The organism is Megasphaera sp. DISK 18 (assembly GCF_001682955.1).
GTDB lineage: Bacteria > Bacillota > Negativicutes > Veillonellales > Megasphaeraceae > Megasphaera > Megasphaera massiliensis.
Genome location: NZ_LUGJ01000063.1, coordinates 23,264 through 48,095 on the forward strand (window position 1 = coordinate 23,264; position 24,832 = coordinate 48,095).

At 49.8% G+C, this 24,832-nt stretch carries 18 protein-coding genes and 1 other annotated feature (1 of these 19 only partly in view); of the genes, 9 read left to right on the top strand and 9 right to left on the bottom strand.

What is annotated here, in order from left to right; genetic code table 11:
* The 8 genes from A0U42_RS10645 to A0U42_RS10680 form a co-directional block, all read right to left on the bottom strand.
* Positions 1–1,350, bottom strand: coding sequence for a dicarboxylate/amino acid:cation symporter (locus tag A0U42_RS10645; protein ID WP_065360957.1), 1,350 nt, complete (start codon positions 1,348–1,350; stop codon positions 1–3).
* 19 nt (positions 1,351–1,369) lie between these two features.
* On the bottom strand, positions 1,370–2,650 hold the full coding sequence (locus tag A0U42_RS10650) for an aminotransferase class V-fold PLP-dependent enzyme (protein ID WP_065360958.1): 1,281 nt from the start codon (positions 2,648–2,650) through the stop codon (positions 1,370–1,372).
* 18 nt (positions 2,651–2,668) lie between these two features.
* On the bottom strand, positions 2,669–3,628 hold the full coding sequence (locus A0U42_RS10655; RefSeq protein WP_044505354.1) for an aminopeptidase: 960 nt from the start codon (positions 3,626–3,628) through the stop codon (positions 2,669–2,671).
* Positions 3,629–4,306: 678 nt separating this feature from the next.
* A complete protein-coding gene (locus A0U42_RS10660; RefSeq protein WP_176698868.1) occupies positions 4,307–5,290 on the bottom strand; it encodes a 4Fe-4S cluster-binding domain-containing protein in 984 nt (327 codons plus the stop codon).
* Positions 5,291–5,535: 245 nt separating this feature from the next.
* On the bottom strand, positions 5,536–6,285 hold the full coding sequence (locus tag A0U42_RS10665) for an IclR family transcriptional regulator (protein ID WP_065360959.1): 750 nt from the start codon (positions 6,283–6,285) through the stop codon (positions 5,536–5,538).
* A gap of 101 nt (positions 6,286–6,386) precedes the next feature.
* Positions 6,387–7,451, bottom strand: coding sequence for an ADP-ribosylglycohydrolase family protein (locus A0U42_RS10670; RefSeq protein ID WP_065360960.1), 1,065 nt, complete (start codon positions 7,449–7,451; stop codon positions 6,387–6,389).
* A gap of 479 nt (positions 7,452–7,930) precedes the next feature.
* A complete protein-coding gene (locus tag A0U42_RS10675) occupies positions 7,931–9,199 on the bottom strand; it encodes a pyridoxal phosphate-dependent aminotransferase (RefSeq protein ID WP_065360961.1) in 1,269 nt (422 codons plus the stop codon).
* A 145-nt stretch (positions 9,200–9,344) separates the two neighbouring features.
* On the bottom strand, positions 9,345–10,064 hold the full coding sequence (locus tag A0U42_RS10680; RefSeq protein WP_065360962.1) for an MgtC/SapB family protein: 720 nt from the start codon (positions 10,062–10,064) through the stop codon (positions 9,345–9,347).
* A gap of 415 nt (positions 10,065–10,479) precedes the next feature.
* On the opposite strand from A0U42_RS10680, the gene A0U42_RS10685 reads away from it, so the two are divergent.
* The 9 genes from A0U42_RS10685 (at position 10,480) to A0U42_RS10725 (ending at position 23,389) form a co-directional block, all read left to right on the top strand.
* Positions 10,480–11,436 (top strand): hypothetical protein, encoded by a 957-nt coding sequence (locus A0U42_RS10685; RefSeq protein WP_065360963.1) that lies wholly within the window; start codon positions 10,480–10,482, stop codon positions 11,434–11,436.
* Between the two features lie 88 nt (positions 11,437–11,524).
* On the top strand, positions 11,525–12,118 hold the full coding sequence (locus A0U42_RS10690) for a DedA family protein (RefSeq protein WP_044505348.1): 594 nt from the start codon (positions 11,525–11,527) through the stop codon (positions 12,116–12,118).
* Positions 12,115–13,674, top strand: coding sequence for a glycosyltransferase family 39 protein (locus tag A0U42_RS10695; protein ID WP_065360964.1), 1,560 nt, complete (start codon positions 12,115–12,117; stop codon positions 13,672–13,674). Before A0U42_RS10690 ends, A0U42_RS10695 begins: the two co-directional genes overlap by 4 nt.
* Positions 13,675–13,683: 9 nt before the next feature.
* Complete coding sequence (locus A0U42_RS10700) at positions 13,684–15,294, top strand: glycosyltransferase family 39 protein (RefSeq protein WP_065360965.1); 1,611 nt, start codon at positions 13,684–13,686, stop codon at positions 15,292–15,294.
* Between the two features lie 15 nt (positions 15,295–15,309).
* On the top strand, positions 15,310–16,005 hold the full coding sequence (locus A0U42_RS10705) for a uracil-DNA glycosylase (protein ID WP_065360966.1): 696 nt from the start codon (positions 15,310–15,312) through the stop codon (positions 16,003–16,005).
* Between the two features lie 171 nt (positions 16,006–16,176).
* Positions 16,177–20,739 carry a glutamate synthase large subunit gene (gltB, locus tag A0U42_RS10710; protein ID WP_065360967.1) on the top strand — a complete coding sequence of 1,521 codons (4,563 nt, stop codon included), beginning with the start codon at positions 16,177–16,179 and terminating at the stop codon, positions 20,737–20,739.
* 136 nt (positions 20,740–20,875) lie between these two features.
* The gene (locus tag A0U42_RS10715) at positions 20,876–21,784 is read left to right on the top strand and encodes a DMT family transporter (protein WP_065360968.1); all 909 of its coding nucleotides are present in this window, start codon (positions 20,876–20,878) and stop codon (positions 21,782–21,784) included.
* 71 nt (positions 21,785–21,855) lie between these two features.
* Positions 21,856–22,743: a radical SAM protein gene (locus tag A0U42_RS10720; protein WP_065360969.1), complete on the top strand. Its 888-nt coding sequence runs from the start codon at positions 21,856–21,858 to the stop codon at positions 22,741–22,743.
* A gap of 19 nt (positions 22,744–22,762) precedes the next feature.
* Positions 22,763–23,389 carry a hypothetical protein gene (locus A0U42_RS10725; protein ID WP_065360970.1) on the top strand — a complete coding sequence of 209 codons (627 nt, stop codon included), beginning with the start codon at positions 22,763–22,765 and terminating at the stop codon, positions 23,387–23,389.
* Positions 23,390–23,525: 136 nt separating this feature from the next.
* Here the strand turns inward: A0U42_RS10725 and A0U42_RS10730 are convergent, their stop codons facing one another.
* Positions 23,526–24,527 carry a bile acid:sodium symporter family protein gene (locus A0U42_RS10730; protein ID WP_083122546.1) on the bottom strand — a complete coding sequence of 334 codons (1,002 nt, stop codon included), beginning with the start codon at positions 24,525–24,527 and terminating at the stop codon, positions 23,526–23,528.
* A gap of 86 nt (positions 24,528–24,613) precedes the next feature.
* Positions 24,614–24,832, bottom strand: a binding site (T-box leader); it runs 32 nt beyond the window's last position.

Genomic DNA, 24,832 nt, shown 5'->3' on the forward strand with positions numbered 1-24,832 from the left:
CTATGCACTCTTATAGATTTGCGTATCTAATTCTCCCTCTGATTTTGCAACCATGACCGATGTAGCTGCATCGCCGACGATATTGAGCGGGGTCAAAACCATTTCTACCGGTTTATTGATGGCCAATATCAGTGAATAGGTTAACAAGGCCGTATCATTGGTAAAACCTAACCCATTTACAACGGTAAACAGTAATACCGTTCCTGCTGCGGGGATTGAAGGTGTTCCGGCAGCGGCCAGCATGGATAGGAGCCCCATGAGTGCTACTTGTCCCAAAGTTACATGGTAGCCCGACACGGTAGCAATAAATATCGTTCCGATAATATGCATGATGCTTGTGCCATTCATGTTGATTGTCATTCCGAGAGGAAGAACAAAGTTTGCAATTTCACCGCTGACACCAAACTTTTCCTGGTTGATTTTTATATTCAAGGGAAGGGCTGGTGCACTAGCAGCCGCTGAAAAGGCAATCAAAACCGGTTGGATCAGTTCTTTCATGAACTTCTTTGGATTGAGTTTTGTAACTGCAGCAATGATGACCGGATATGCAACAAGCAAGAAGAAAATCAACGTCACGATCGTTACGGATATGTAAGTCAGGACCGGTCTGATTTGATCAAAACCATAGAGAGCAAAGGCCCGAACAATCAAAGCAAAGATTGCATAGGGTGCCATCTTATTCATCAAAACATCCAGACAAATTGCAACGATTTCATTTAAATCTTCAATTAATTTTTTTAAGGTTGCAACTTTGGATCCCAAAAATCCGATAGATACACCAATGACTACAGCGATGAATACCACTGCAAAGATGGATTGGTTACTGCTGAATGCAAAAACGGCATTTTCCGGTACAAACGCTAAAATGGTAGCCAAGGGATTCGCAGTTTCTACCAACTGCACACCTGAAGCACTTCCCGCAGTTAAACCTGCTCCGAATTGGAAAATTCCACTCTGTACGGCAAACATACCTACGCTGCCGGCAATGACAGCGGCACAGACATATAACCCCATAAAGGTGAATACTGTTTTAAAAGCAATTCTTCCCAGTTTCTTTAAGTCCGTGATGCTGCTCATGGCCAGAGCCAGAGAGGTAAATACCAGTGGAATGATGGACAGCTGCAAGCCCTTAAGAAAAACTTGGCCGACTAAAAACAATATCCCAAGCCCGCTGGCACCAGGCTCCCTTATATCTACGAAGAAGATGGCATCGATGATGTCCCAAATGGCAGCATTTCCAGTGTTGTTCAAATGGACCTTTAGGAGCATTACGCCAATACCCACTATAAAAGCAGATATTAGCGCGATGCTCATTTTTTTGATCATAGAAGATTCTTTATTTTTTCCCATATGAGCCTCTCAATTTCACTTACAGCTTGGCAACTTCCTGAGCGATTTCAAGGAATTTATCAATGTCTTCCAAAGAATTGCAATGCAGCGGCGATACTCGAAGGACACCATCTTTGATAGAGAAGGATTCGAGCATACGTTTCGCATACTCACTCGTTTCTAACCGCGGAGCTACAATAACGCCTCTTTTTTCCAGTTCTTTGGCAGCATCAGCACAGGGTAAATTCTTAAAGCCAACACCGACGATCAAATCTCTGGAAGTCAAATCTTTATTATCAATAAATACAATCACATTATCTTGGTGTCTAAGGCCTTTGATTTTGTCCGTACCTTCCAGAAGTCTATAGAGCAGTGCTCGTTCTTGAAGTTTAATCCGTTTAATCCCTTCTTCAAACAAGGCCTTTCGATCTGTCTGATCCGTGAATTTCGACCCAATCCAAGCAACATAATCAACGATTGCAGTCATGGATGCAAACTGCGCCGGAGTCGGAGTTCCCAGTGCCCATACTTTTTCATCTTTATGAATCAATTTAATATGTCTCAAATGAGAAACTCGGTCAGATACCCAGCCGATGCCCGATCCTCTGCAGCCGAAGAATTTATACGGTCCGATGTTTAAGCCATCGATTTTTAACCGATCGATATCGATTCGGCCATGAGGAGCATGTTGAACGGCGTCTACAACAATATATAAATCCGGTTTAATCTTGCGGGCTTCTTTAACAATTTCTTCGATATCAAAAATTGCACCCGTTAAGTTTGAGGCATGCATGATGCTCAAGAGAACCGTATTTTTATCGATCAATTTGGCGACTTCTTTGGGATCAACCTTGCCTGTTTCTGGGTTACTTTGAGCAACTCTTAATTCTCTTCCCGTCTTATCTGCAAAGTATGCAGCCGCATCAAAAGCTGACGGATGTTCCAGGACACTCGTTACGATATTATCGCCTTCAATCGATTCTGCGATGGTTCCAACGATATTAAACATAACCTGCGAGGCAGTAAGACCGGTAAGAAGAGATCCTTCCTGTGTGTTGAAGACAATTCGGATATCCCGTTGCCCATTTGCCATATGTTCCTGGAGTTTCAAGCTCATATTGTGAGTTCTTTCCGGGCAGTCCGGGAATGCTTCCAGTTTTCCTTGAATTTCAACGGCTGCTTTTAATCTAAAAGCGCCACCGGCATTATCAAAGAAAAGTCGTTTCCCAAAGATGGGATCTTCATCAACGTAATAAAATTTATCTTTAACTTCCTTAATCATTTCATCAGAAAATGCTAAGCCATTCGGGTATTCGTTCATGATAATTCTTCCTTTCTTTTATAAAACAACGTTGCCATCTACCAGAATCTTCACTCCATCAACGCTCATATTCGGATTTTTGATGATGAGATCCAGATGATATTTACTTTTAACTTTTCCACCAAAACCAATATTGTCGCCGGCTCCAAAATGCAAGGTCCCATAGCAGCCTTCATCTTCAAGCATCTTGCCGATCAAAGCACATTCATCATTTAAACCGATGCCGATTTCTCCAATATTGTATACATTCGGGTCGTTAGCTTCTTCCCAAATTTTCTTAAGGATTTCTGCTTCTTTTCCGCCCTCAACTTTTGTAACAAGACTGTTTTCAACAGTAAGTGTAATCGGTTCTTTGATTACGCCAAGTAAGGGATGGGGAATACTGCCATCAACTACGATAATTCCGTTGCCGGTATTTTCTACGGCACAAGTTGCACATTCGATATCCGGAGGAGATGATGAAGAATTCTTCTTTAAGCTCCTGCCGTACTGCGGATTAGGTGCTCTGTCAGCGATAGAACAAGTAAAGTTTGTCCCATTCTTGCTAGTAACCGTACAAGTTTTCTTACCTTCTAAAACTTCAGCAATCTTTGTGCAAGTTTCGCCGATTTTTTCAAAATCAGCAAACAGTCCGCCAGATTTAAGCATATCAACATCATAGTCTGCCATATTTACAAATCTGGCTCCGGCTTCTACTGCTTTTCGTCTTGCATTTGAATGGAAAAGAGAGAACTTAGTAGCACCAAAGATTACATCGGCTTCAAGCATGGCTGCCGCAATGAGATCCGTCGGTTCTTGCCCATGCATATTTCTTTCGTCCATCAGTAATAATGATTTGTTCTTGAAATCCTTTGCAGCATCATACAAAGCTTTTGCCGCTTCATAGCTCGTAGGATCAGTAACGATAGCGATCTTTTCGTCCTTACCACAATTCGAACACGTCGTAAGAAGAACTTCCGCTCCTTTTAAAATTTCCATATTGCCTCCTTATCTTGAATCCTATTTACATTCTTCTTGCATGCAAGTTTAATTCATGGTTAAAGTATAAGGCAACTATGTTATTTTGTCAAATACTTTTTCTAATAAAAGAATAGGATATTATAAAATATAATCAATATAGCATCAATATCTTTCATTTTAGTCATCAATATGGTCTCCGACATCTGTCCCTGTCCGCAAAGTCCCTTTCGCTAAGTCAATTCAATTAGAGATGAAGCGTCAGATAAGGCCGCTATGTTTTTCATTCGTCCCTTATCAAAAGGACGAATATGGCCCCATATAGCAAATCATAATTTCCAGAAAGTTTTCCTTGATTTAGCAATTCACTCCCCACATCTGAAACAAGGGCCTTAAACACTACCGTTTTATGGTCATAACACAGTATTAAAATTTTTCTATCCCAATTTTCCAACCTCAACCTACTCACTTGCATTTTTACCATATGCCATTGTCAGATTGTTTATTCATCTAATAAAAAAAGATTTTGCTGTGAACGTCCTCTTATCACTAACAAAAAAATGGACGAGAGCAAGAAAAACTCACTCACGTCCATTCGCGGTAGATGATTTAGTTGGCACCCCACCATTTGACAAAGAGCCAAAAAAAGGGACTGCTACCGCTCAGCAATCCCTTTTCGGTCATACAAAAACTATTCAATTAATGAAAAACAGCGCAGGCGGTCTTCAAGAAAGGCAAATGTTTGCCAATCCCCGTCCGCGACGGTTGAATCCAGCGGAGATCATACGGTTCAAAGACGACTTTACGGTAAGCTTCAAGATCAAGGGGCGTCCCATCCCAGTCAGAATGAATGGCACCATTCTGCTTGATCAGGATGTCATAGAGGATATCGTAATTCTTTCCGTCTTTTTCGTCCCGTTCAATGACCGTGCTGTAGGGCAGGGTCTTGTGATAGGTCAATTCCATCCCTTGATAATCGAAATGAAAACCGCAGCGCATACGGCAGCCGTCCAGGCCAGTATACTCGGCGATATTTTTTAAGTCGTGAAGAATCTGATCATTTTCTTCTTCGTACAAGTTTTCCGGCGTCGTTTCCGTATAGTCAAAGCGGAACTGGATCGACGCGCCGTCGAGCTTGATGAACCGTTCCAAGTACGGTTTTATCTGGTCGACAGGGTACTTCTTATACAGGACGCAGTTAATGCGGAAAGGAACAGCCAATCGCGTCAGAAGCTGATCATTCGATTCTTCCACATAATGCTGCATATGACGAGAAACGTTGATGCACGTAATTTTATGACGATTCCGCTGAGTAAAAGCAACGATATCGTCTTCCGTCTGTGTTTCAAAAACCGGAAGGGTGGTGTTTATATATACCTTATGTGTCACGGGAATGCAGTCCAGCATGCGCTGCAGTGATTCCATATCAGCAAAAGGTTCGCCTCCTGTAAAAACAAAATCACAAGAAGGCGTAATGCTGTCCATCAAGCGAATACTCCGGCAGATGGCTTCTTCCGAAAAGCCGGTCATGTCTTCATATTCAGCCTTATTGATACAAAAAGGACAATGGTTATGGCAATTGTAAGGCACAAAAATGGTAACAGTAGCGCCCCCATTGCGCGTTTTATATGGGTAGGCCACACGTGGCACTGTCGTTGCAGCCATACTGATTGTAGTTTGCATTCTTTTTCGCCTCGAATCATGGATAAGATCCCAAGCTGTTCCCACACTGCTGCAATTGAAAAGGAAAGATTTTTTCATTTCACAACAGACAATCTTGTGACCCGAATGTAGTATCCATGCCTATTGTACCATAAAAGTCTATTTCTGCAAATGCATGTAGTATATTCCCGTTTCGCATGATTTTTATACCAAACAATTCACATCGAAGAACATTTTACATTTGCGCAAGAGAAACGACTCCGTCCTCAGTCCAAGGCCTGGCTGATATCACCGGCCGTCTTGACCACAGCCTGAATCGTGGTCTCCCGATTCTTATCGGCTACTCGTTCTGCCGGTCCGGAAACACTGATGGCCGCGATGATGCGACCGCTGCGAAAGATGGGTGCCGCCACACAGGCCATGCCGAGCTCGACTTCCTCCCGTTCGATGGCATAGCCGCGATTGCGGATTTCGTCCAATGCCGGCAAGAGTTCTTTCCAGTCAGTAACGGTATATTCTGTAAATTTTTTCAAAGTACAGCCCGTATAAGCCTTTCGGTAGTCCTCTGAAAAGGCCAGCAAACACTTGCCCGATGCCGAGCAGTAGGCCGGGCGGACGGCGCCGATAGGCGGTGCCGTATCGATGGTCCTGGGAGACTTAATCTTTTCCAAGATGATGTGCTGCGGATAGGAGGCACCATTATGGGCAAAGGTCGTGATATGGACGCCTTCATTGCATTGCAGGGACAAGGCCTTGGCATACGGATAGGCCACTTTATGAAATTTATCCTTTTCGCGAAACAACATTCCCAAGGCGTACGCCTGCAGTCCAAGCCAGTACTTGCCCGTTTCTTCATCCTTTTGAATAAATCCGCGGTGTTCCAGCGTCTCCAGCGTACGGCTTACCGTACTTTTATGGAGTTCCATGACTTTGCTGATACGCGTTACACTGAGGGGCCGCTCTTCCTTTAAAAAGAGCTGTAAAACGGCCAGGGCCCGGTCAATGGATTCAATCATAAGCGCTCCCCCGATCCGGCATCATCACGACGCCAAGAATAATAATCTCATTATATGGGATGCACACATAATGTCAAGAAAAAAAGCCTTCAGAAGAAATATCAGTGGCTGACAGCTTCACTTGCAACTTGCTGCAGCCGATTGTGTTCATAAAGGCACTGCGACAATCTCCGAATCAAGACATCGCATTCCAAATTGCAGCTCCAGCTCTTGGGGATAGCCTTATCGCCAAAGATGGTCCCCATAATGTTCCCGCAGATAGCCCCGCAGGTATCGCTGTCGCCGTCCTGGTTGCAGGCCATGAGGACCGCTTCTTTCAAGGTTCCCGTCTTGAGTACGCAGTAAATGGACAAAGCTAAAGCCTCATCGGCTTTTTTCCCGAGACCTATTTTCTTCATAGACCGGACGGGATTACGGTCCGTAACCGCTTCATCAATGGAGCGCAGGAGCAATTTCAAAAGACGCGTCCCCTCCGGCTCACGCTGCAGAATATGGAGGGCCCCGCCGAGAGCCGTACTGATATCCTTGCCCACTGCCAAAGAAGCGATGATGGCGCTTATCGTTGCCGTCGACAGAAATGCTTTGGGATTGCCGTGCGTCAGACTGGCAGCCTGAGAACCGACAAAAAAGGCCTTCTCCGGATCGCCTTCATAAAAGAGCCCGATAGGAGCTGCCCTCATGACCGTACTGTTGCCGCTGCTGTGATTGATGGTTTCATCACGGGACAATTTTTTTCCTGACGCCAAGGCCGTCAAACAAGTCTTCCCGGGAGAGCGGCGGGCAAATAAAGCCTGTTCCCCCATCATGTCGTATTCCAGTGCGACTTCATGGGACTGGCGATTCATCCATTTTTCCTGTTCCGGGCGGATGATGCGCTCCGTCTGCGTGTAGTACCAGCGCATATAAGACCGGTACAGCCCCTCTGCCGGTTCCAGTCCGTCGTGATCGGCCCACAGCATCCCGTCAGCCGTAAATAAGGAAAGCTGTGTATCGTCAGAAATGATACTCTTATTGCCGTTCTTGGCTGACTTTAACACCGTACGCAGCCCATAAGGGCCGTATTTCTTATGAATCGTCTTTAAATCGTCTTTACCAATGACAAAGCCCAAGGCATCGCCGACGGCTCCGCCTAACATACAACCCATAAATCGATTCAATCCATTCATGCAGCTCACTGCTGCTAAAACACAGAATATCGGATTTCTTTTGTCCTATAACAAGATGTTCGCAACGGAGACGGACTTCTTCCCCTATGCAGTTGTTCTCCCAGAAGCAAAAGGGCTTACAAAACATTATCCGGACGCAATCTTCCTATCCATGTCTGCAGAGGCAGCAGCAGTTGTCCCACCTTTCTCAATTTATAAAGTCACACGCAGCTCAAGGGCCTCTGCCTATGCTTGAACTTTGCTCCATATGGAATAAAAAAAGTTGCTCCGATGTTCCATATGCCGTGCCAATAACGCTGCCCTCTGTAGAGAGGACCCCGTCCATTACCCGTTCTACTCACAATCTTTACAACTTCATATAAATAGTATATAATTACAAATTTATACTTACATTATACAGGTTCTGAGAGAATTTTGCAAATAAAAAGGATGACCAACACAAAAATTTTGGTCATCCTTTTGTCTTTTATTGTAAAAAATTATTTACCGGCCATGGAGAGGTTATTCATTCCCTCAAGCCCATCGACAGCCTTCTTGATTCTCCCTGCCAACCCCTTCATCTTGCTTTCGGCAATGGAGCAAATGCCCAGGCGCACGCCTTCGGCTAAAGGAACGGCAAAGATAAGATTCTCTTGAAGGGCCTGACAAAGGGCAGTCGATTGATCCGTCGGAACGGAAATGAAGAAGCCGCCTTGATAGGGAACGTGCTGCAGACCGCAGCGTCGGGCTTCCTCAACGAAGATGGCTCCGCGGCGGTGAAGCTTATCGGCAAAAGCCAGGCGTTCGGCATCGAGACGGGCTTTCAGTGATTGATCGCCTCGTATTTCCGTCAGCAGCGTCATCGCCGCCCGGTTGACATTGGACCAGGCTGTCCTGGCTGAATACTTTCCGAGGTCGGCAAATTCATCGATAACAGCCTTGCTGGACGATACGCCGATAAGGGCTCCGGCCCGCTGACCGTACAGCGTATAGCCTTTCGACATGCTGAAAGCAAACATCGAAAAAATATGGGCCGGGAGGTTCGAGAACTGCTGCATAAAGGAGCGCACTTTATTCTTTTCACCGGCATAGGCAATGTAGGCAATATCAACGAGCAGACTCAGCCGTTTTCCGCGCTTTTCATGGAAGCGACAGACGTCGAGAACCTGATTCCATTCTTCATCGGACAAGGCAAAGCCCGTCGGGTTATTAGCCGGCGTGTTGAGAATGATCAGCAGCGAGTCTTGTTTTTCAAAGGCCTGTGATACAGCTTCTGAAAAAGCAGAAATATTAAAATGCCCTTCTGAATCAATCATGGAAAAAGGCCGGATCCGACGGCCGATTTCCTGGCACAAGGCATCATAAATATTCCATCGCCAGTTCGTCGTAAGGACGACGTCACCTACTTCAGAATAGTTGGCGATAGCAATGTGAATCGCTCCGGTACCACCTGCCGTTGCCACGGCATCGGCATACCCTTGCGGACGGCAGTCTTCAAAGGCTTCGTCGATGGCTCCCTGGCGATAGGATTCTAAGCCCAAAGGCGGCGCATAGGTGATAAAATCGCGCATTGGCAAGGCGCGGTAGAGCTCTTCTACGACGGGCAGACAGGCCAGTTTCTCATCATCACCGGCATAACAGCCGATAGCTGCATTCACGACGCGCTCTGCCCCATACTGAGCGGCCGCTTCCCGGGCGGCGGCACTGGCGGAAAATACGACGTCGCGCAAAACCTTTCCTTCTCTACTTGCTGCGGCCATAATCGTCATAGTAAAAACCCCTCTCTCTATCCATTACCCCTTTAGCACATCTAAAGGTTCCAACGCTCTGCATTATAGCACCGGAAGGGCTATTTTTATATAGAAAAGGGCGCAAAATACTGTATACACACGAAGTATATTGTATACAGTATCTCTAAGGACCGACAAGGGCTTTTTTCTGACCATCGTCGGCATAAAAATCGGCTTCCTTGATTCCCTTCACCGCCAAGAGCTCACTGATGATTTCCGGCGCATCCACATGGGACAGAGCCGTCAATTCCAACTCTATTTCCGAAAGGGGAGCCTCATCGTCACTGTAATTGTGGAACTTTTTAATATGGAGCTGATGGTCGCTGACAAAATGGGATAGTCTCCGGGCTTGGCCGATATTGTTTTTCATGACGACATGCATGATGTATTTTTTCCGGAACTGCCCTTCCAGGCGGGCATCTAAGCGGACGAAGACGGTCAGGACTAAGAAAATAAGAGCTGTCGCCACAATCGCTACCACCAGATATCCGGCACCGACTACAAGGCCTATAGCCGATACAGCCCAAATGCCGGCTGCCGTTGTAAGCCCGCGGACACTGCGTTCTTTCTGATTCGCTAAAATCGTCCCGGCACCGATAAAGCCGACACCCGATACGACCTGGGCGGCAATACGCCCGGGATCGGCATTGCGGTAACCGAACTCAAAAAAACACTCCATAGCGACATTGATGGAGATAATCATACACAGACAAGAACCGACGCACACCAGCGTATGGGTTCGAAGCCCGGCCGACTTACTTTGGGACTGCCGTTCATAACCGATGATGGCCCCCAGGATAAGGGAGATTACCAATCGGATAATACTGTCTTCTGTTGAAATCATACATCATTCACTTCTTTCAAAACATTATTTTTATCTGTCAATACCTCATAACTATGGTATGATGAGTCCATAGAAACATAAATATTGTCATCCTACCCTTCATTCATCATAGAATGAGGCCTTACGCCGATGGCATCAAACAAAAAGGATGTGACTCGCTCCGGAATCAGGGCAAAGTCACCTTGATCGGATACGGACGACAGTAAAGAAGCCACCGAGCGTCCGCACAGGCTTCTTCCAACAGTGTATCATATCTAGGTTCCTTCGTCAGGCCTATTCCAAATCCGAAAAGAAAGTTATTTTCAGAATATTTTTTACATCCGTTAAGAAAACGTTATAATATCACTATAGTATATAGAAGCAGTTTGAAACAAGCGCTTCGTTTTTACTGCCGAGAAGAAAGAAGGTCTGAACTATGAATCGACTCATTTATTTCGATAACCTGCGCAGCTTATCGATTATATTGACTCTGGCTGCCCTATTGCTGCCATTGGGAACCGTCTTTTATGAAGGAAGTACGACCATTGCCATTGCCGTCATCTTTTTTATCAGTGCCTATTTCGGAGCCTCAAAACTTCGGATACGTACGATTACATTCTTTCTCAAAGATCGATGGCACCGCTTGGGTCTGCCCCTCATCGTACTGGTCCTCTTTGGTATTGAAGAAAAAATAGTGACCGGCACCCTCCCTATCGTCTCTTGGGCCTTGGCTTGGCTGCTGTTATTATTTGCCTTATTGAGCCTGGTAAAACGGGGCGCTCACAGTTTCCTGCAGCAGCGAAAGCTCGCGCCTCCTTCAATTCCTTTTCTGACGTTGTTTTTTCTCTTATTAGCAGCGGCCTTATACGGCTGTCGACTCTTCCTGCCACAGTCGCTGATCATTCCCTTCATCGCTGTCATCCGGCCCGACTGGCTGATTCTGTCTACATTTTCCTTTATTATGGGACTTCAGGCCTTTCGCAGCCGCTGGTTTACAGCCAATGGATACCAGCCTTCACTGGGAATATTCATCGCCTTTATCGTCATCCTGATTGGCAATAGTCTGATGCTGAACGGTACGCTCCCGGCAAATCCCTGGATGACAGCCTTATTGTCCGCAGCCCTTCCCATAACGGCCATTTTGGGACTGACAGCCTTCTTTCATCGGTATTTCAATGGCCATCGCCCGTGGTCGCATACCCTTCATCGACTGGGCTACGGCTTGTTCTTCATCAGCGAACCGATTATCCTTCATACGGCCTGGTTTCTCCATCCCCTGGCGGCTGCCTCGTGGTTGAAAACCTTATTGACCATCCTCATCCTGGTCGTTTACAGTTATCTCCTTTGCCGATACGCACTGCTCCACCTATCATGCTTTAAAAGCAAGGGTTAATTCGCATAATTACTAGCCCGCACAGACCATCTATGCTATTATATATCGTAAAGTTTATTTTTTTAGTCACCCTAAGGAGAGTGCCTCATTGGATACGCTATTACAACTCATGGAATCGTATGGCTATATCGCCCTTTTCGTCGCTATGGTCCTAGAAAATGCCAACATCCCCATCCCCAGTGAAGTCGTACTGGGTTTCGCCGGGTTTCTCATTTCTCAGCAAATTTTCTCTTTTTGGACGACCTTCATCGTCGCCTGTCTGGCCGGCCTCGTCGGCTCTGTCTTAAGCTACTGGCTCGGCTCGTACGGCGGCCGTCCCCTGCTCTTAAAATACGGCAAGTACATCTTCTTTAACGAGCACAAATTCCAAATGGCAGAAAACATGTTCAATAAGTACGGCGGTGCTGCCGTCCTCATTTGCCGCTGCCTGCCCGGCGTCCGGACCTTTATCTCGTTTCCGGCCGGTATCGCTCGCTATCCCTTCTGGAAATTCACGATTTTCACCATCATCGGCACCATCCCCTGGACGCTGCTCCTGGTATGGGCCGGCTCGCTCCTCGGCAGTCATTGGCGCGATCTCATCCAGTACAACCACATCTTCCTCATCGTCATCGCCGTCGTCTGCGTCATCGCAGCGGTCGTCTATTTCTGGCATAAGCGCCGCCGGAGAAATGCCGCATGAAACAATGGCTATATGACAATCGCTACGGCCTTATCGTCGCCTTGGTGGCAGCAATCATTTTGCTGCCATTTTTAAGTGCAGTACCTCTCATGGATCCGGATGAACCCGTATACGGGGAAACGGCCAGAGAAATGCTGGCTGCCGGAGACTGGCTCTCGCCCCGCATATTCGGTAATTATTGGTATGATAAGCCGCCTTTCTTTTACTGGCTGGAAATGATTTCATACAGCCTATTCGGAGCTACGGACTTCGCCTCCCGTCTGCCCAGCGCCCTAGCCGCCATGGCAACGACGATCTACGTCTATGCCGTCGGTCGCGACATTTTCAATAAGCCCATTGCCGCCTTATCGGCGCTGCTCTTGGTAACAAGCTTCGGTTTCATGTATATCGGCAAGGCTGCCGTCACCGACATGACCCTGGTCCTGACCTTGACCGTCGCCATGATGTCCTTTTACCGGAAAAAGTATTATACAGCTTATCTCTTCTGCGGCCTGTCGCTGTTGGTCAAAGGCCCGGTAGGATATGCCTTTCCGGCCCTCATCATGCTGATTTATATCGCCTGGACCCGGCAATGGACGCTGCTCAAAGAAATGAAGATTCCCCAGGGGATTCTCTTGGCCTTTGCCGTCGGCCTGCCTTGGTACGTCCTCATGTACAAGGTTCATGGTGAAGTCTTCTTAGACACCTTCATCGGCTATCACAACCTCACCCGCTTTGCCGCCCCGGAACACCCCGGTCAGAACAGCCTGGTTTTCTTTATTCCGGTCTTATTGGCCGCTATGATGCCTTGGACGGTCTATCTCGTCCCGGCCCTGCGGCGGCTGTTTAAAAAGAGGGACCCCTTTCGCGACGCGCTCCAATTCTGTTTCGTATGGGCCGGGTTCATCTTCCTCTTTTTCTCCATTTCAAAGACTCAGCTCGTCACCTATATCGCTCCCATGTTTCCGCCGACGGCGTATCTCATCGGCTGGTATTGGTATCGTTCTTATATTGAACGCAGCTTTCCCCGTGCCCTTCTGGCCGCCTCCTATGTCCTGGGCCTCTTGCTGCTCGCCTGCAACGCCCTTCCCTTAAGCCCCGGCGCTGAATTCTTCCGCCCGGCCATCGTCTGGGTATCGATTGGCCTTGCCGCCGCCCTCTTTCTGCCGACGTACTTTTTATGGCACCGACGCTTCCGAGCATCCTTTATTGTCGCCGCAGTCACCATGATCTGCTTCTCCTGGGGCATTTTCGGACACGTAATCCCCCAACTAAAAAGCTATGTCACGTCTTATGATACAGCCCAAATCCTGCCTGATGTCTACGACGGCCACTCCCAATTATACATTGAAAAATTTCTCCGCCCGGGCATTACGTACTACAGCGGGATGTACGGGGAAGAATGGGACCCTGTAAAAAATCCGGAACTGGAATCCCTGCTTACGCAGAACGATAAGATTTTCCTCATCATGACTAAAGCGACCTTCCATAAACTGGCCCGCTCAAAACCGTTGATCGACCACTTCGGCATTGCCGGAGAAACGCCGTCACAAGTCATCCTCATCAATCATCCTTAGGAGGTACTCATGAAACAGTCATCCCTGCTCACGCTCGTCTTTGCAGCAACCTTTCTGTTTCTGGCTGCCGGGATATCGACACTGGCCGTCACCGACCCGGTCGAATCCAATTACGCCCTGACAGCCCTCGAGATGGTCCGCAGCGGCAACTGGATTTCGCCGCAGATTTACGGCACCTATTGGTACGACAAGCCTATTTTTCTCTACTGGCTCCTGAGCCTGTCCTACAGCATCTTCGGAGCCACGGACTTTGCGTCCCGCCTGCCGGCCGTCCTGTTCGGGGCCATGTCCTGCACACTGGCCGCCTGGTTCGCCCTGCGGCAAACCGGACGGACGGCAACGGCCCTTCTCTTTTCAGCCATGACGGCGACGTCCCTGATATTTTGGCTCATCAGCCGATCCGTCATCACCGATCAGCCGCTCTATTTCTTTAGCGGAGCCACCTTATTTTTTGCGTATATCGGCCTGACAGAAGCCAAAAAGAACTACGTAATCGCCGCCTACGTCATGGCTGCCGGAGCGGTTCTCACCAAGGGTCCTGTCGGTCTCGTCCTGCCCGGTTTATTTCTCCTGATTTTTGCTCTTGTTCAACAAAAGGCAGCCTACGCCAAGCGTCTCTTCCCACCGGTCGGCATCCTCCTCTTCCTACTGCTCTGTCTGAGCTGGTACGGTTCGATGTACAGTATACACGGAAAGGATTTCATCGACGGTTTCTTGGGCTTTAACAACGTCACACGAGCCACCGTATCGGAACATCCGGAATACGACGTCTGGTACTATTATCTGGTTCTCGTCCCGGTCAGTCTCCTGCCCTGGACCGGTCCCTGCCTGTACGGCCTATGGAGGCGCCGTCGTCATGACGATACCTACGTTTTCATGGCCATTTGGGCTGTCGGAACGATTTTATGCTACAGCCTCGCGGCCACGAAATACCCGACCTATGCCTATATCGCCAATTGGCCTTTACTCTATCTCGGTGCTTGGGCCATCGATTCTTTCCACGAAAGAGACAGTCATCGTCTGTGGCTCACGGTCATCATTCCGACTCTGCTTTTCGGTCTGCTTTTTGCCTCCTTGACCTTCTTTACCGATAAAGCTCCTTTCCCCGTCGACAGCCTCATGATGCTGACCGTCTTCATCGCCGTCATGGCCGTCCTGATCCTCATCGCCTGGTGGCAAAAGGCTTACATCGCCCTGCCGATTTTCATCACAGCGCTGACAGCCGTCACCTACCTCATGGTAACCTTCCAGGTTTTGACCCCCTTTTATCAGTACCGTTCAGCGAAAAACTTGATTACGGCAAACATCTCGGGACAGGCCTACTTCTTTGAAGAATACCGGACCTCCTATCCTTATTACACAGGGAAAACAGCCATCTGGACAGCGCCGGCATCCTACGATGAAAATGCCCGTCTTAAGCGCGATGAAGTCTGGTCTAAAAAGCATCTCTACCCGACAGAAGAAGAAGCTTCGGTCATCAACCGCCTGAAAACCCATCAGGCCCTGACCATCATCGTTCCCAAGAGCCGCTACCGAGATTATCTGGCATCGGACTTCTTCCCCTTGACTCATGAAACGGGCCAAGTCGGCTCGTACTATATCTTTACGCCGGCACCATAGCCAAAAAGGAGTATCATGAAAAATCTTATCCAGTCACTTTGCGCTTACCATGAACCGGACGTCTTCAACCCCTGGTCAGACTACGACGAACAGTGCGACATCGGTCCGGAAGCGCCGGATATCCGCTGCCGTCAGCTTCAGGATTACTTGGAACCCCGCCTGAGCCGCGCCCGCATTTTACTCATTGCCGAAGCTGCCGGTTACCAGGGCTGCCGCTTTACGGGAATTCCCATCACCTGTGAACGGATGCTCCTCGATGAGCATAAACAGATATCCTCAGCCATCATCCTAGACCGTCGCGGCGAGCGCACGAGCCGTCCGGACTGCACTTTCATGACCAGTCGACCTCAGCAGGAAAAGGGCATGAACGAGCCGACCGACACCTACGTTTGGGGCGCCATCGTCGACAACGGGATTGATCCCCAGGATGTGCTGCTGTGGAACATCTTTCCCTTCCATCCTCATAAAAAGTCGCCCTTCTCCAACCGCACACCGAGTGATACCGAACTGGCGGCCGGTCTTTCTTATGCCAAAGCCCTGCTCAGCCTCTGCCGGCCCGACATCCGCGTCGCCGCCATTGGACGAAAATCGGCCGAGACCTTAGAAGGCGCCGGCATTACAGCCGAAACGATGCGTCACCCAGCTAATGGCGGAGCCTCATTATTCAGACAACAATTTTCACGTTTTTCCCGACAATTCTTTTTAAAATAATATTTAATTCGATTTTTACATTAAAATTATCGGTATTTTTGTTCATACATTCAAAAAAGTCATTGCATCACCCTTATAAATCGTCTATAATCATAAGTGCACCACAGTATCCACGAGCCCTCTCTCATACAGTGACGGCTCGTTTTTATATACGCAAAGGGGGACTTGGCTATGAATAAGAAAATGCGTGATCTGCCAGAGCCGCAAGGCTTGTATGATCCGTCATACGAACACGATGCCTGCGGCATCGGCATCGTTGCCAATATAAAAGGGATAAAATCATACAGCATCATCGACGACGCCCTTACGATTTTAGAAAATCTCCGCCATCGCGGCGCCGAAGGTGCCGATGCCAACAGCGGTGACGGCGCCGGTATCTTAGTTCAGATACCGCACCAATTCTTCTGCCGCGAATGTGACGTCCTCGGCTTTTCGTTGCCCGACGAGGGCGACTATGGCGTCGGCATGATTTTTGCACATCGTTATAAAACATTTCGTAAGGAACAAATGGATGCCTTTGAAGACATCGTCCGTGCCGAAGGCCTTTCTATCCTCGGTTGGCGTGACGTCCCTGTCGACGAAAGCCTGATCGGCAATATCGCAAAAAAAACGTGTCCCCATTTTCTGCAAGTCTTTATTCGCAAAGACCCGGCCATGAAGACCCAGATGGACTTCGAACGGAAACTATACGTCATCCGAAAATTAGCCGAAAAAGCCATCGTTCCCAAAAGTCAGGAACAGGGAACGGATTTCTATATCGCCAGCCTGTCGTCGAAGACCATCGTCTATAAAGGCATGCTGACATCGGTGCAGCTGCGCCACTTTTTCCTCGATTTATCGGACCTGGACTTCATCACATCTATGGCCCTCATCCACTCGCGCTTCAGCACCAATACCTTCCCCAGCTGGGCCAGGGCCCATCCGAATCGCTATATCGTCCACAACGGAGAAATCAACACGATTCAGGGAAACATCAACTGGCTCAATGCCCGCGAAGGCAAATCGAAATCGGCCTTCTTCCCGGATTTGGAAAAGGTATTTCCCGTCGTCGATGACACGGGCAGCGATTCTTCCATGTTCGATAACTGCCTGGAATACCTCTACATGACCGGCCATTCCCTGCCCCACGCCATGATGATGATGATTCCGGAACCGTGGGAACGGGATCCCTTGATGAGCCCCGAAAAACGCGACTTCTACCGCTACCACAACTTCATGCTCGAACCCTGGGACGGACCGGCAGCCATCGGCTTCTGCGACGGCACGGTCATCGGCGGCATGCTCGACCGAAACGGCCTGCGGCCGGGGCGCTACTATGTCACCCGCGACGACCGGGTTATCGTCAGTTCTGAAGTCGGCGTCGTCACGGTCCCACCGGAAGACATCCTTTATAAAGGGCGCCTCGAACCGGGTAAGATGCTCCTCGTCGATACGAAAAAACAACGCATCATCGGCGACGATGAAATAAAGCACGAAATCGCATCTGAACATCCTTATGCTGACTGGTACAAAGAACATATCACCGACCTCGACGACCTCATGGATACCCAGGCGCTTCCCCACAGTGAAGCCATCATCCCTTATGATTTAAAGGAACAGGAAAAAGTATTCGGCTATACGCAAGAAGACATGGACAAGGTCATCCTGCCCATGGCCCGCGACGGACACCATGCCATCGATTCCATGGGTGTCGACGTTCCCCTGGCCGTCCTGAACGACAGGCCCCAACTCTTATATGACTATTTTAAAGAAAATTTCGCCCAAGTCACCAATCCGGCCATCGACGGTGTCCGCGAAAAGACGGTCATGTCGTCATCGATCATGGTCGGCAACGTAGCCAATATCATGGAGCCCAATGAAGCCTCGACGGCAGCGTTGTACTTAAAGACGCCCATTCTGACCAATGAACAGCTGGCCGTCATCAAGTCACTCATGACGCCCAAGCTCCACACAGCTACCTTATCCATGCTCTATCCCGTAAACAATGGGGCTGAAGGGATGGAAACAGCCATCGAATCGCTATGTATCGATGCCTTGAAGGCCATCAAAAACGGGGCCAATATTCTGGTCCTATCGGACCGAGGCATCAACTCCCGCATGGCCGCCATTCCGGCCCTCTTGGCGTCGGCAGCTTTACACCACTACCTTATCGACAAAGCCGTCCGTTCCGACGTCGGACTCGTCCTGGAATCGGGAGAACCGCGGGAAGTCCATCACTTCTGCACCCTCATCGGCTATGGCATTACAGCCATCAATCCTTACATCGCCTTAGAATCGATTAAAGAACTGATTGCCGGCAAAAAGCTGCCCCGCCTCGATTATGAACAGGCCCGGCAAAACTATATCGACGCCTCCGTAAAAGGCATCTTAGCCGTCATGTCTAAGATGGGGATTTCAACCATCCACAGCTATCACGGCGCCCAGATTTTTGAAGCCGTCGGCATCAGCCGCGACCTCATCGACAAGTATTTCTGCAACACCCCGTCGCCCATCGAAGGCCTGGGAATTTCCGAAATCGCAGCCGAAAACGCCCTGCGCCATAAAGAAGCCTACCAAGCGGGGGATGCCTTAGACCGCGGTGATTTCTACCAATACCACAAAGGCGGCCAGCCCCATATCATCGACCCGGAAACGGTACAGCTTTTGCAGAAAGCCGTACAGACCAATGACTATGCCACGTATAAAAAGTATGCCGCTCATGTCAACAGAGAGACGATTTTCCGCCTGCGCGATCTCCTCGAATTTGAATATCCTGCCGGCTGCAGCATCCCTATCGAAGAAGTCGAATCGGCTGATTCCATCGTCAAGCGCTTCCGCACCGGCGCCATGAGTTACGGCGCCCTCAGCAAAGAAGCCCACGAATGCATCGCCACCGCCATGAACCGCCTCGGCAGCATGAGCAATACCGGCGAAGGCGGCGAAGATGCCGCCCGCTTTCATACCGAAAAGAACGACGGCATCAAGCAGGTCGCTTCGGCCCGATTCGGCGTCACCAGCGACTACCTCATCCATGCCGACGAGCTGCAGATCAAATGCTCCCAAGGGGCAAAACCGGGGGAAGGCGGCCATCTGCCGGGAAATAAAGTCTACCCGGACATCGCCAAAACTCGTCACGCCACGACGGGCGTCGCCCTCATTTCACCACCGCCTCATCACGACATCTACTCCATTGAAGACTTGGCCGAACTCATCTTCGATTTGAAGAATGCCAATCGCCATGCGTCCATCGGCGTAAAACTGACGTCCGGCGCCGGCATCGGCACCATTTCTGCCGGCGTCGTCAAGGCCAAGGCCGATTCCATCGTCGTCAGCGGCTACGATGGCGGTACCGGAGCCTCACCGCGGACGAGCCTGCGCCATGCCGGCCTGCCCTGGGAAATCGGTTTGGCCGAAGTCCAGCAGACCCTCCTCCTCAATAGTCTGCGAGATCGTGTCACCTTAGAAGTAGACGGAAAGCTCCTCACCGGCCGCGACGTCGCCATTGCCGCCTTATTCGGCGCCGAACGTTTCGGCTTCGGCACGGCACCTTTACTTGCCATCGGCTGCCACATGCTTCGCGTCTGCCACCTCAACACCTGCCCGTACGGCGTCTGCACACAAGACGAAAAACTGCGCAAACGCTTTAAAGGCAAACCGGAATACATCATCAACTTCATGCATTTCGTCGCCGAAGATCTCCGGGAAATCATGGCCCGCCTGGGCTTCCATACGGTAGAAGAAATGATTGGCCGCTACGACTGCTTAAAACAGCGGGATCATATAAGCCACTGGAAGGCCCGGACCGTCAATTTAAAGAACCTCCTGTACCGGCCGTATACGGATGCTTCCGTCGGCCATCACTTCACGACGCCTCAGGATCACAAAATCAATACGACCCTCGATATGTCCAAACTGGTCCGCATGTGCCGACCGGCCCTGGAACAGCAGAAACATATCCGGGCCCGCCTGCGCATCAAGAATACAGACCGCGTCACGGGGACCATCCTGGGCAGTGAAATCACCAAAGCCTACGGCGAAAAAGGCCTTCCGGAAGATACGATTGGTCTTTCCTTCGTCGGTTCAGCCGGCCAGAGTTTCGGCGCCTTCATTCCCCATGGCCTAACGCTGACCCTTGAAGGCGATGCCAACGACTACCTGGGTAAGGGACTCTCCGGCGGGAAAATCATCGTATCGCCGCCGCGGGAATCGGTATTCCCGGCAGAAGACAACATCATCATCGGCAACGTCGCCTTTTATGGAGCGACTGCTGGTGAAGCCTATATCAACGGCACGGCCGGCGAACGGTTCTGCGTCCGCAACAGCGGCATCGACGCCGTCGTCGAAGGCGTCGGCAACCACGGCTGTGAATATATGACCGGAGGCCGGGTCCTCATCCTCGGTCAGACGGGACACAACTTTGCAGCCGGCATGTCCGGCGGCATCGCCTATATCTACGACTTAGACCCGCAAAAATGTAACACCGACTTAGTAAAACTGGAACCACTGGCCGATGAATCCGAAAAAGAAGCCGTCAAGATGATGCTTGAAAAACACGTCCGCTACACGGACAGTAACTTAGGCCATATTCTCCTGGAAAATTGGGACGACACGGTAAATCACTTGACCAAAGTCATTCCCGAAGCCTATGAAGAAATGGTTTCCCTCATCGAAAAGGCCAAGGCCGACGGCCATTCCGATGAAGAAGCTCATATGATCGCCTTTGAAAAGAAACACGGCAAGAACGGTAAGAAATAAGAAAAAAGAGCTGCCTCAGCAGCTCTTTTTTCTATGCCCATATGCGCCGCTCTTGCGGGAAACGGACTCCCCTTGCCCCTCTATTAGCTCTCGTGTATACTTAAAGGATAATACACACGGCAAAGGAGGTCTTAGCATGACCAAAACGCAGCATGGTATCATAGCTTGTGTCATCGGAGCAGTGACGTGGGGCGTTAACGGCGTCGCCAGTCAGTTTTTGCTCTCCAATTATCCCGTAGAACCCTCATGGGTAGCATCGATTCGCATGGCCCTGGCCGGCCTGCTCCTAACGTTCATGGTCATACCGAAAAAAAGCCATTTAATTCGACAGATGCTGCATGACCCGATCAGTCTGCGGCATTTGGTCATTTTTGCGATTTTCGGTCTCACCCTAAGCCAATTTTCCTATTTATCAGCCATAAAAAATTCCAACGCCGGCACGGCGACGGTCCTGCAGACCCTCTGCGTCGTCTTTATGTCCTTCTACTTAGCCGTTCGCTTCCATAAGCGGCCGACGACGAGGGAAATCATCTCGGTCTTCCTGGCCTTTGGCGGCGTCTACTTATCAGCAACCCAGGGCAACCCGTCGACGATGGTCCTCTCGCCCCTTGGCCTGACCTGGGGCCTCATGGGCGCCGTCGCCGGTGTCGCCTATCCCGTTTTATCTCAAGGCCTGGCCGCCCACTGGGGTGCCCTCATCACCAACGGTCTGGGCATGATTACCGGCAGTATCGTCTTAGGCCTGTCGACACAGGTTTGGACCCACTGGCCGGCCCTCGACGCTATGGGATGGTTTGCCGTAGCCTTCATTGTCATCGTCGGGACGGCCATTTCCTTTACGGCCTTTGTCACCGGCATCAGTGAAATCGGCCCCATGAAGGCTACCTTAATAGGAACCTTGGAACCGGTCATCGCCTCGGTGACCTCAGCCATCGTCTTGGGAACGACCTTCCATCCCGTCGAACTCGTCGGCTACGCCTGCATCATCGCAACGGTATTCATCATCATCCTGCAGAAAAAAACGCCGGCTGAGTCTATTTCGTAATACGTATTTTTCGTGTATAATAGACCATGTATTGATAATCTATCTGCTTTCTTTTGAAAGGTGTGATTTATATGATCATTGACGACGCCGGCGGCCTCGTTTTTCGTCCGCCCAGTGAAGCCCGCAGCTTTATCCTGCGCGTAACCATCGGCTGTTCCCATAATACCTGTCGTTTCTGCAATATGTATAAAGCCTCGAAATTCCGCATCCGTCCCCTCGAAGAAATCGAAGGGATCATCGAACGCGGTGCCGAAGCCCTGCCTTTTATTCGGCGCATCTTCCTGGCTGACGGCGATGCCATGGTACTGCCGACCGATACCTTAATCACGATCATGAACAAATGCTACGAAAAGTTCCCCAAGCTCACCCGTATCGGCGCCTATGCGACGCCGGCCGATTTAATCCGCAAGACGCCGGAAGAATTGAAGCGCCTCCGCGAAGCAGGCCTTGCCATCGTATACATGGGTATCGAAAGCGGTGACGACGACGTCCTGACCTATGTCGACAAGGGAACGACGGCAGACCTTACCATCGAAGCCGGCAAAAAAGCCTTAGCCGCCGGCATGAAGCTGTCGACGATGATTCTCCTCGGCCTCGGCGGTCAGGAACGGACAAAAGAGCATGCCCTCCATACGGCCAAAGTCGTCTCGGCCATCAACCCGACCATGCTCAGCGCCTTGTCCCTCATCATACCCCATGAAGTCCCCCTCTACGACGATGTCATAAGCGGTAAATTCAAGCCCCTTACGGCCCGGGGCTTCCTCAAAGAATTGGACATGATCCTGCGCCATACGGAAATGACCAATCCTTGTATCTTCCGCAGCAATCACGTATCGAACCTCTTCCCCGTCGGCGGCACCCTGCCCATGGACAAGGACAAGATGTTGGCCGCCTTGGAACAATATATTCCACAAGCCGACGATACGCGTCCCCTCTTAAACGATAACGGCAATTTCTAATCTGACGGGAGGTGCCTTCATGAAAAAAATATTTCTCCTTCTCCTGTTCTTCCTGCTGACCCTTACGGTCGTCAATGCCGACAACGTTCGCTTCGACAACATGCGTACCGTCATCATCGCCGATACGACGCAGGACAATTACGCAGCCCGATATATGAAACGGGCCTTGATACAGCCTTTCCGCATCCCCTATTGGGACCGCATCGAATCGTCAGCCATCCTGTCTCCTTCGGACGTAACTGAAGAAAATCTGCGGGCAATTTCCAGTCAGTATAACGCCGATGTCGTCCTGGTCCCGGTCGTACAGACCTGGTACTGGCGTCAGTTCATGGGAAGCTATCGCTTCCGCGACGGCGGCGAAACGTATACCGAATACCGCTACCGTCTGACAGTCTATGCCTACGACAAGCGCACCGACCGCATGAGCAGCTATTCTGACAGCGGCTACGACATCGAATCGACGTCGATTCTAAACAATCCCGACGACATCCTCTATCCGGCCATGACCCGGATCTTACGAAAGCTCCCGTATAAACGCATTCCGACGGACCTCGAAACGACGGGAAATACCATTCCGGGCCTACAGACCAAGACGACGGAAGGCGGGGCAACCATCCTGACCAACGCCTTCCCCCAAGCCATTTGAGATCGGTTCCATCGTACTCGATTCATTTCAATCACCACTCCTTATCATCGGAGTGGTGATTTTTTCATGCCAAAAAGATACCCGCCTTTAACCAAGAAAAAGAGGCCATCGCCAAAATACGACAGCCCCCTTGTAACTAATGATTTCCCGGTACGGCATCCATGACCGCTTGAGCCTTGATGGCCGCACGTTGTTTCTGTTCCCGAGCTTCCATATGACGGGCAAAGATTCCCGCCAAGATAGATCCCGTTACCTGATGGATGGCGGCTCCGACAGCAGCCGGAATGGCGACAGCCGGGGCAAAGAATACCGATACTAAGGAAATGGCCAGGGCATCATTTTGCATTCCGACTTCCAAAGTAACGGAATGCTGCTGCTTTTTCCCGAGTCCCAATTTACCCGTAACGACATAACCTAAGAGGAAACCGCCGAGGTTATGGAGGAGAACCATGAGGATGATGAAGATGCCCATATCTAAAATCTTAGCCCCATTGATAGCGATGACACCGCCGACGATGACCAAAACGCCAAAAGCTGAAACGAGGACCAATACCTTCGATAAAGAAGCGATATGCTTTTCCCCCATGAGACGATGAGCCAAAAGACCTAAAACCAGGGGAACTAAGATAACTTTCATAACCGTCATGGCCATGGCGGCAAAGGAGACTTCAACCCACTGACCGGCAAGACCCCAAACGATAAAAGGCATCATGATCGGCGCCAACAAGGTCGAGCAGGTCGTAATGGAAACAGACAAGGGAACGTCAGCTTTCGCTAAGAACCCCATGACGTTCGACGCCGTACCACTCGGACAAGACCCGAGGAGAATCATGCCGACGGCGATTTCAGGCGGCATTTCAAAGGCCAAGACCAGGCCATACGCCAAGAGGGGCATGATCGTATAATGAGCGGTACAACCGACGAGAACTTCCTTCGGCCGCTGGAGGATCAATTTAAAGTCGCTGGCATGAAGGGTCATGCCCATGCCGAACATGATGACCCCCAAGAGGAGGACCGTATGCGGCACGGCCCATAAAAAGGCACCGGGCATAAAGTAAGCTGCCACAACGACGACAAGAACGATATAAGTCAAATTTTTTCCAACAAAACCGCTTAACTTTCCGATGAAATCCATCATAGTAAGGCACATCCTTTCACATTACACTAAATAAGATACAAATACGCAAACGGTTTTGATGGAGCAAAAAAAAGACTTTGCCTCTAAAAAGAGACAAAGCCTTCACTCTGCGGTACCACTCTTATTGTCATAATGACCACTTTTCCAGCATCTCCGGAGTTCCCCTTCCAATGCCTGGCCGGATAACGGTTGCCTGCCGGCTGCGTCTACTAGCAAATCTGCGTTCGGGCAGCAGCTCCTGGATGACTTCACGCCGGGATTCCATCCTGCCTCTCAGCCTATAGCAGGTCTCTGTCATGAAATCC

Excerpts from the sequence above, each read along its gene's own strand:
- A0U42_RS10685 (WP_065360963.1), top strand. The coding sequence starts at position 10,480 with ATGAATCGACTCATTTATTTCGATAACCTGCGCAGCTTATCGATTATA.
- A0U42_RS10725 (WP_065360970.1), top strand. The coding sequence starts at position 22,763 with ATGAAAAAAATATTTCTCCTTCTCCTGTTCTTCCTGCTGACCCTTACG.
- A0U42_RS10715 (WP_065360968.1), top strand. The coding sequence starts at position 20,876 with ATGACCAAAACGCAGCATGGTATCATAGCTTGTGTCATCGGAGCAGTG.
- A0U42_RS10675 (WP_065360961.1), bottom strand. The coding sequence starts at position 9,199 with ATGACGATTATGGCCGCAGCAAGTAGAGAAGGAAAGGTTTTGCGCGAC.
- A0U42_RS10660 (WP_176698868.1), bottom strand. The coding sequence starts at position 5,290 with ATGCAAACTACAATCAGTATGGCTGCAACGACAGTGCCACGTGTGGCC.
- A0U42_RS10705 (WP_065360966.1), top strand. The coding sequence starts at position 15,310 with ATGAAAAATCTTATCCAGTCACTTTGCGCTTACCATGAACCGGACGTC.
- gltB (WP_065360967.1), top strand. The coding sequence starts at position 16,177 with ATGAATAAGAAAATGCGTGATCTGCCAGAGCCGCAAGGCTTGTATGAT.
- A0U42_RS10655 (WP_044505354.1), bottom strand. The coding sequence starts at position 3,628 with ATGGAAATTTTAAAAGGAGCGGAAGTTCTTCTTACGACGTGTTCGAAT.
- A0U42_RS10695 (WP_065360964.1), top strand. The coding sequence starts at position 12,115 with ATGAAACAATGGCTATATGACAATCGCTACGGCCTTATCGTCGCCTTG.
- A0U42_RS10730 (WP_083122546.1), bottom strand. The coding sequence starts at position 24,527 with ATGATGGATTTCATCGGAAAGTTAAGCGGTTTTGTTGGAAAAAATTTG.
- A0U42_RS10665 (WP_065360959.1), bottom strand. The coding sequence starts at position 6,285 with ATGATTGAATCCATTGACCGGGCCCTGGCCGTTTTACAGCTCTTTTTA.
- A0U42_RS10680 (WP_065360962.1), bottom strand. The coding sequence starts at position 10,064 with ATGATTTCAACAGAAGACAGTATTATCCGATTGGTAATCTCCCTTATC.
- A0U42_RS10645 (WP_065360957.1), bottom strand. The coding sequence starts at position 1,350 with ATGGGAAAAAATAAAGAATCTTCTATGATCAAAAAAATGAGCATCGCG.
- A0U42_RS10720 (WP_065360969.1), top strand. The coding sequence starts at position 21,856 with ATGATCATTGACGACGCCGGCGGCCTCGTTTTTCGTCCGCCCAGTGAA.
- A0U42_RS10700 (WP_065360965.1), top strand. The coding sequence starts at position 13,684 with ATGAAACAGTCATCCCTGCTCACGCTCGTCTTTGCAGCAACCTTTCTG.
- A0U42_RS10650 (WP_065360958.1), bottom strand. The coding sequence starts at position 2,650 with ATGAACGAATACCCGAATGGCTTAGCATTTTCTGATGAAATGATTAAG.
- A0U42_RS10670 (WP_065360960.1), bottom strand. The coding sequence starts at position 7,451 with ATGAATGGATTGAATCGATTTATGGGTTGTATGTTAGGCGGAGCCGTC.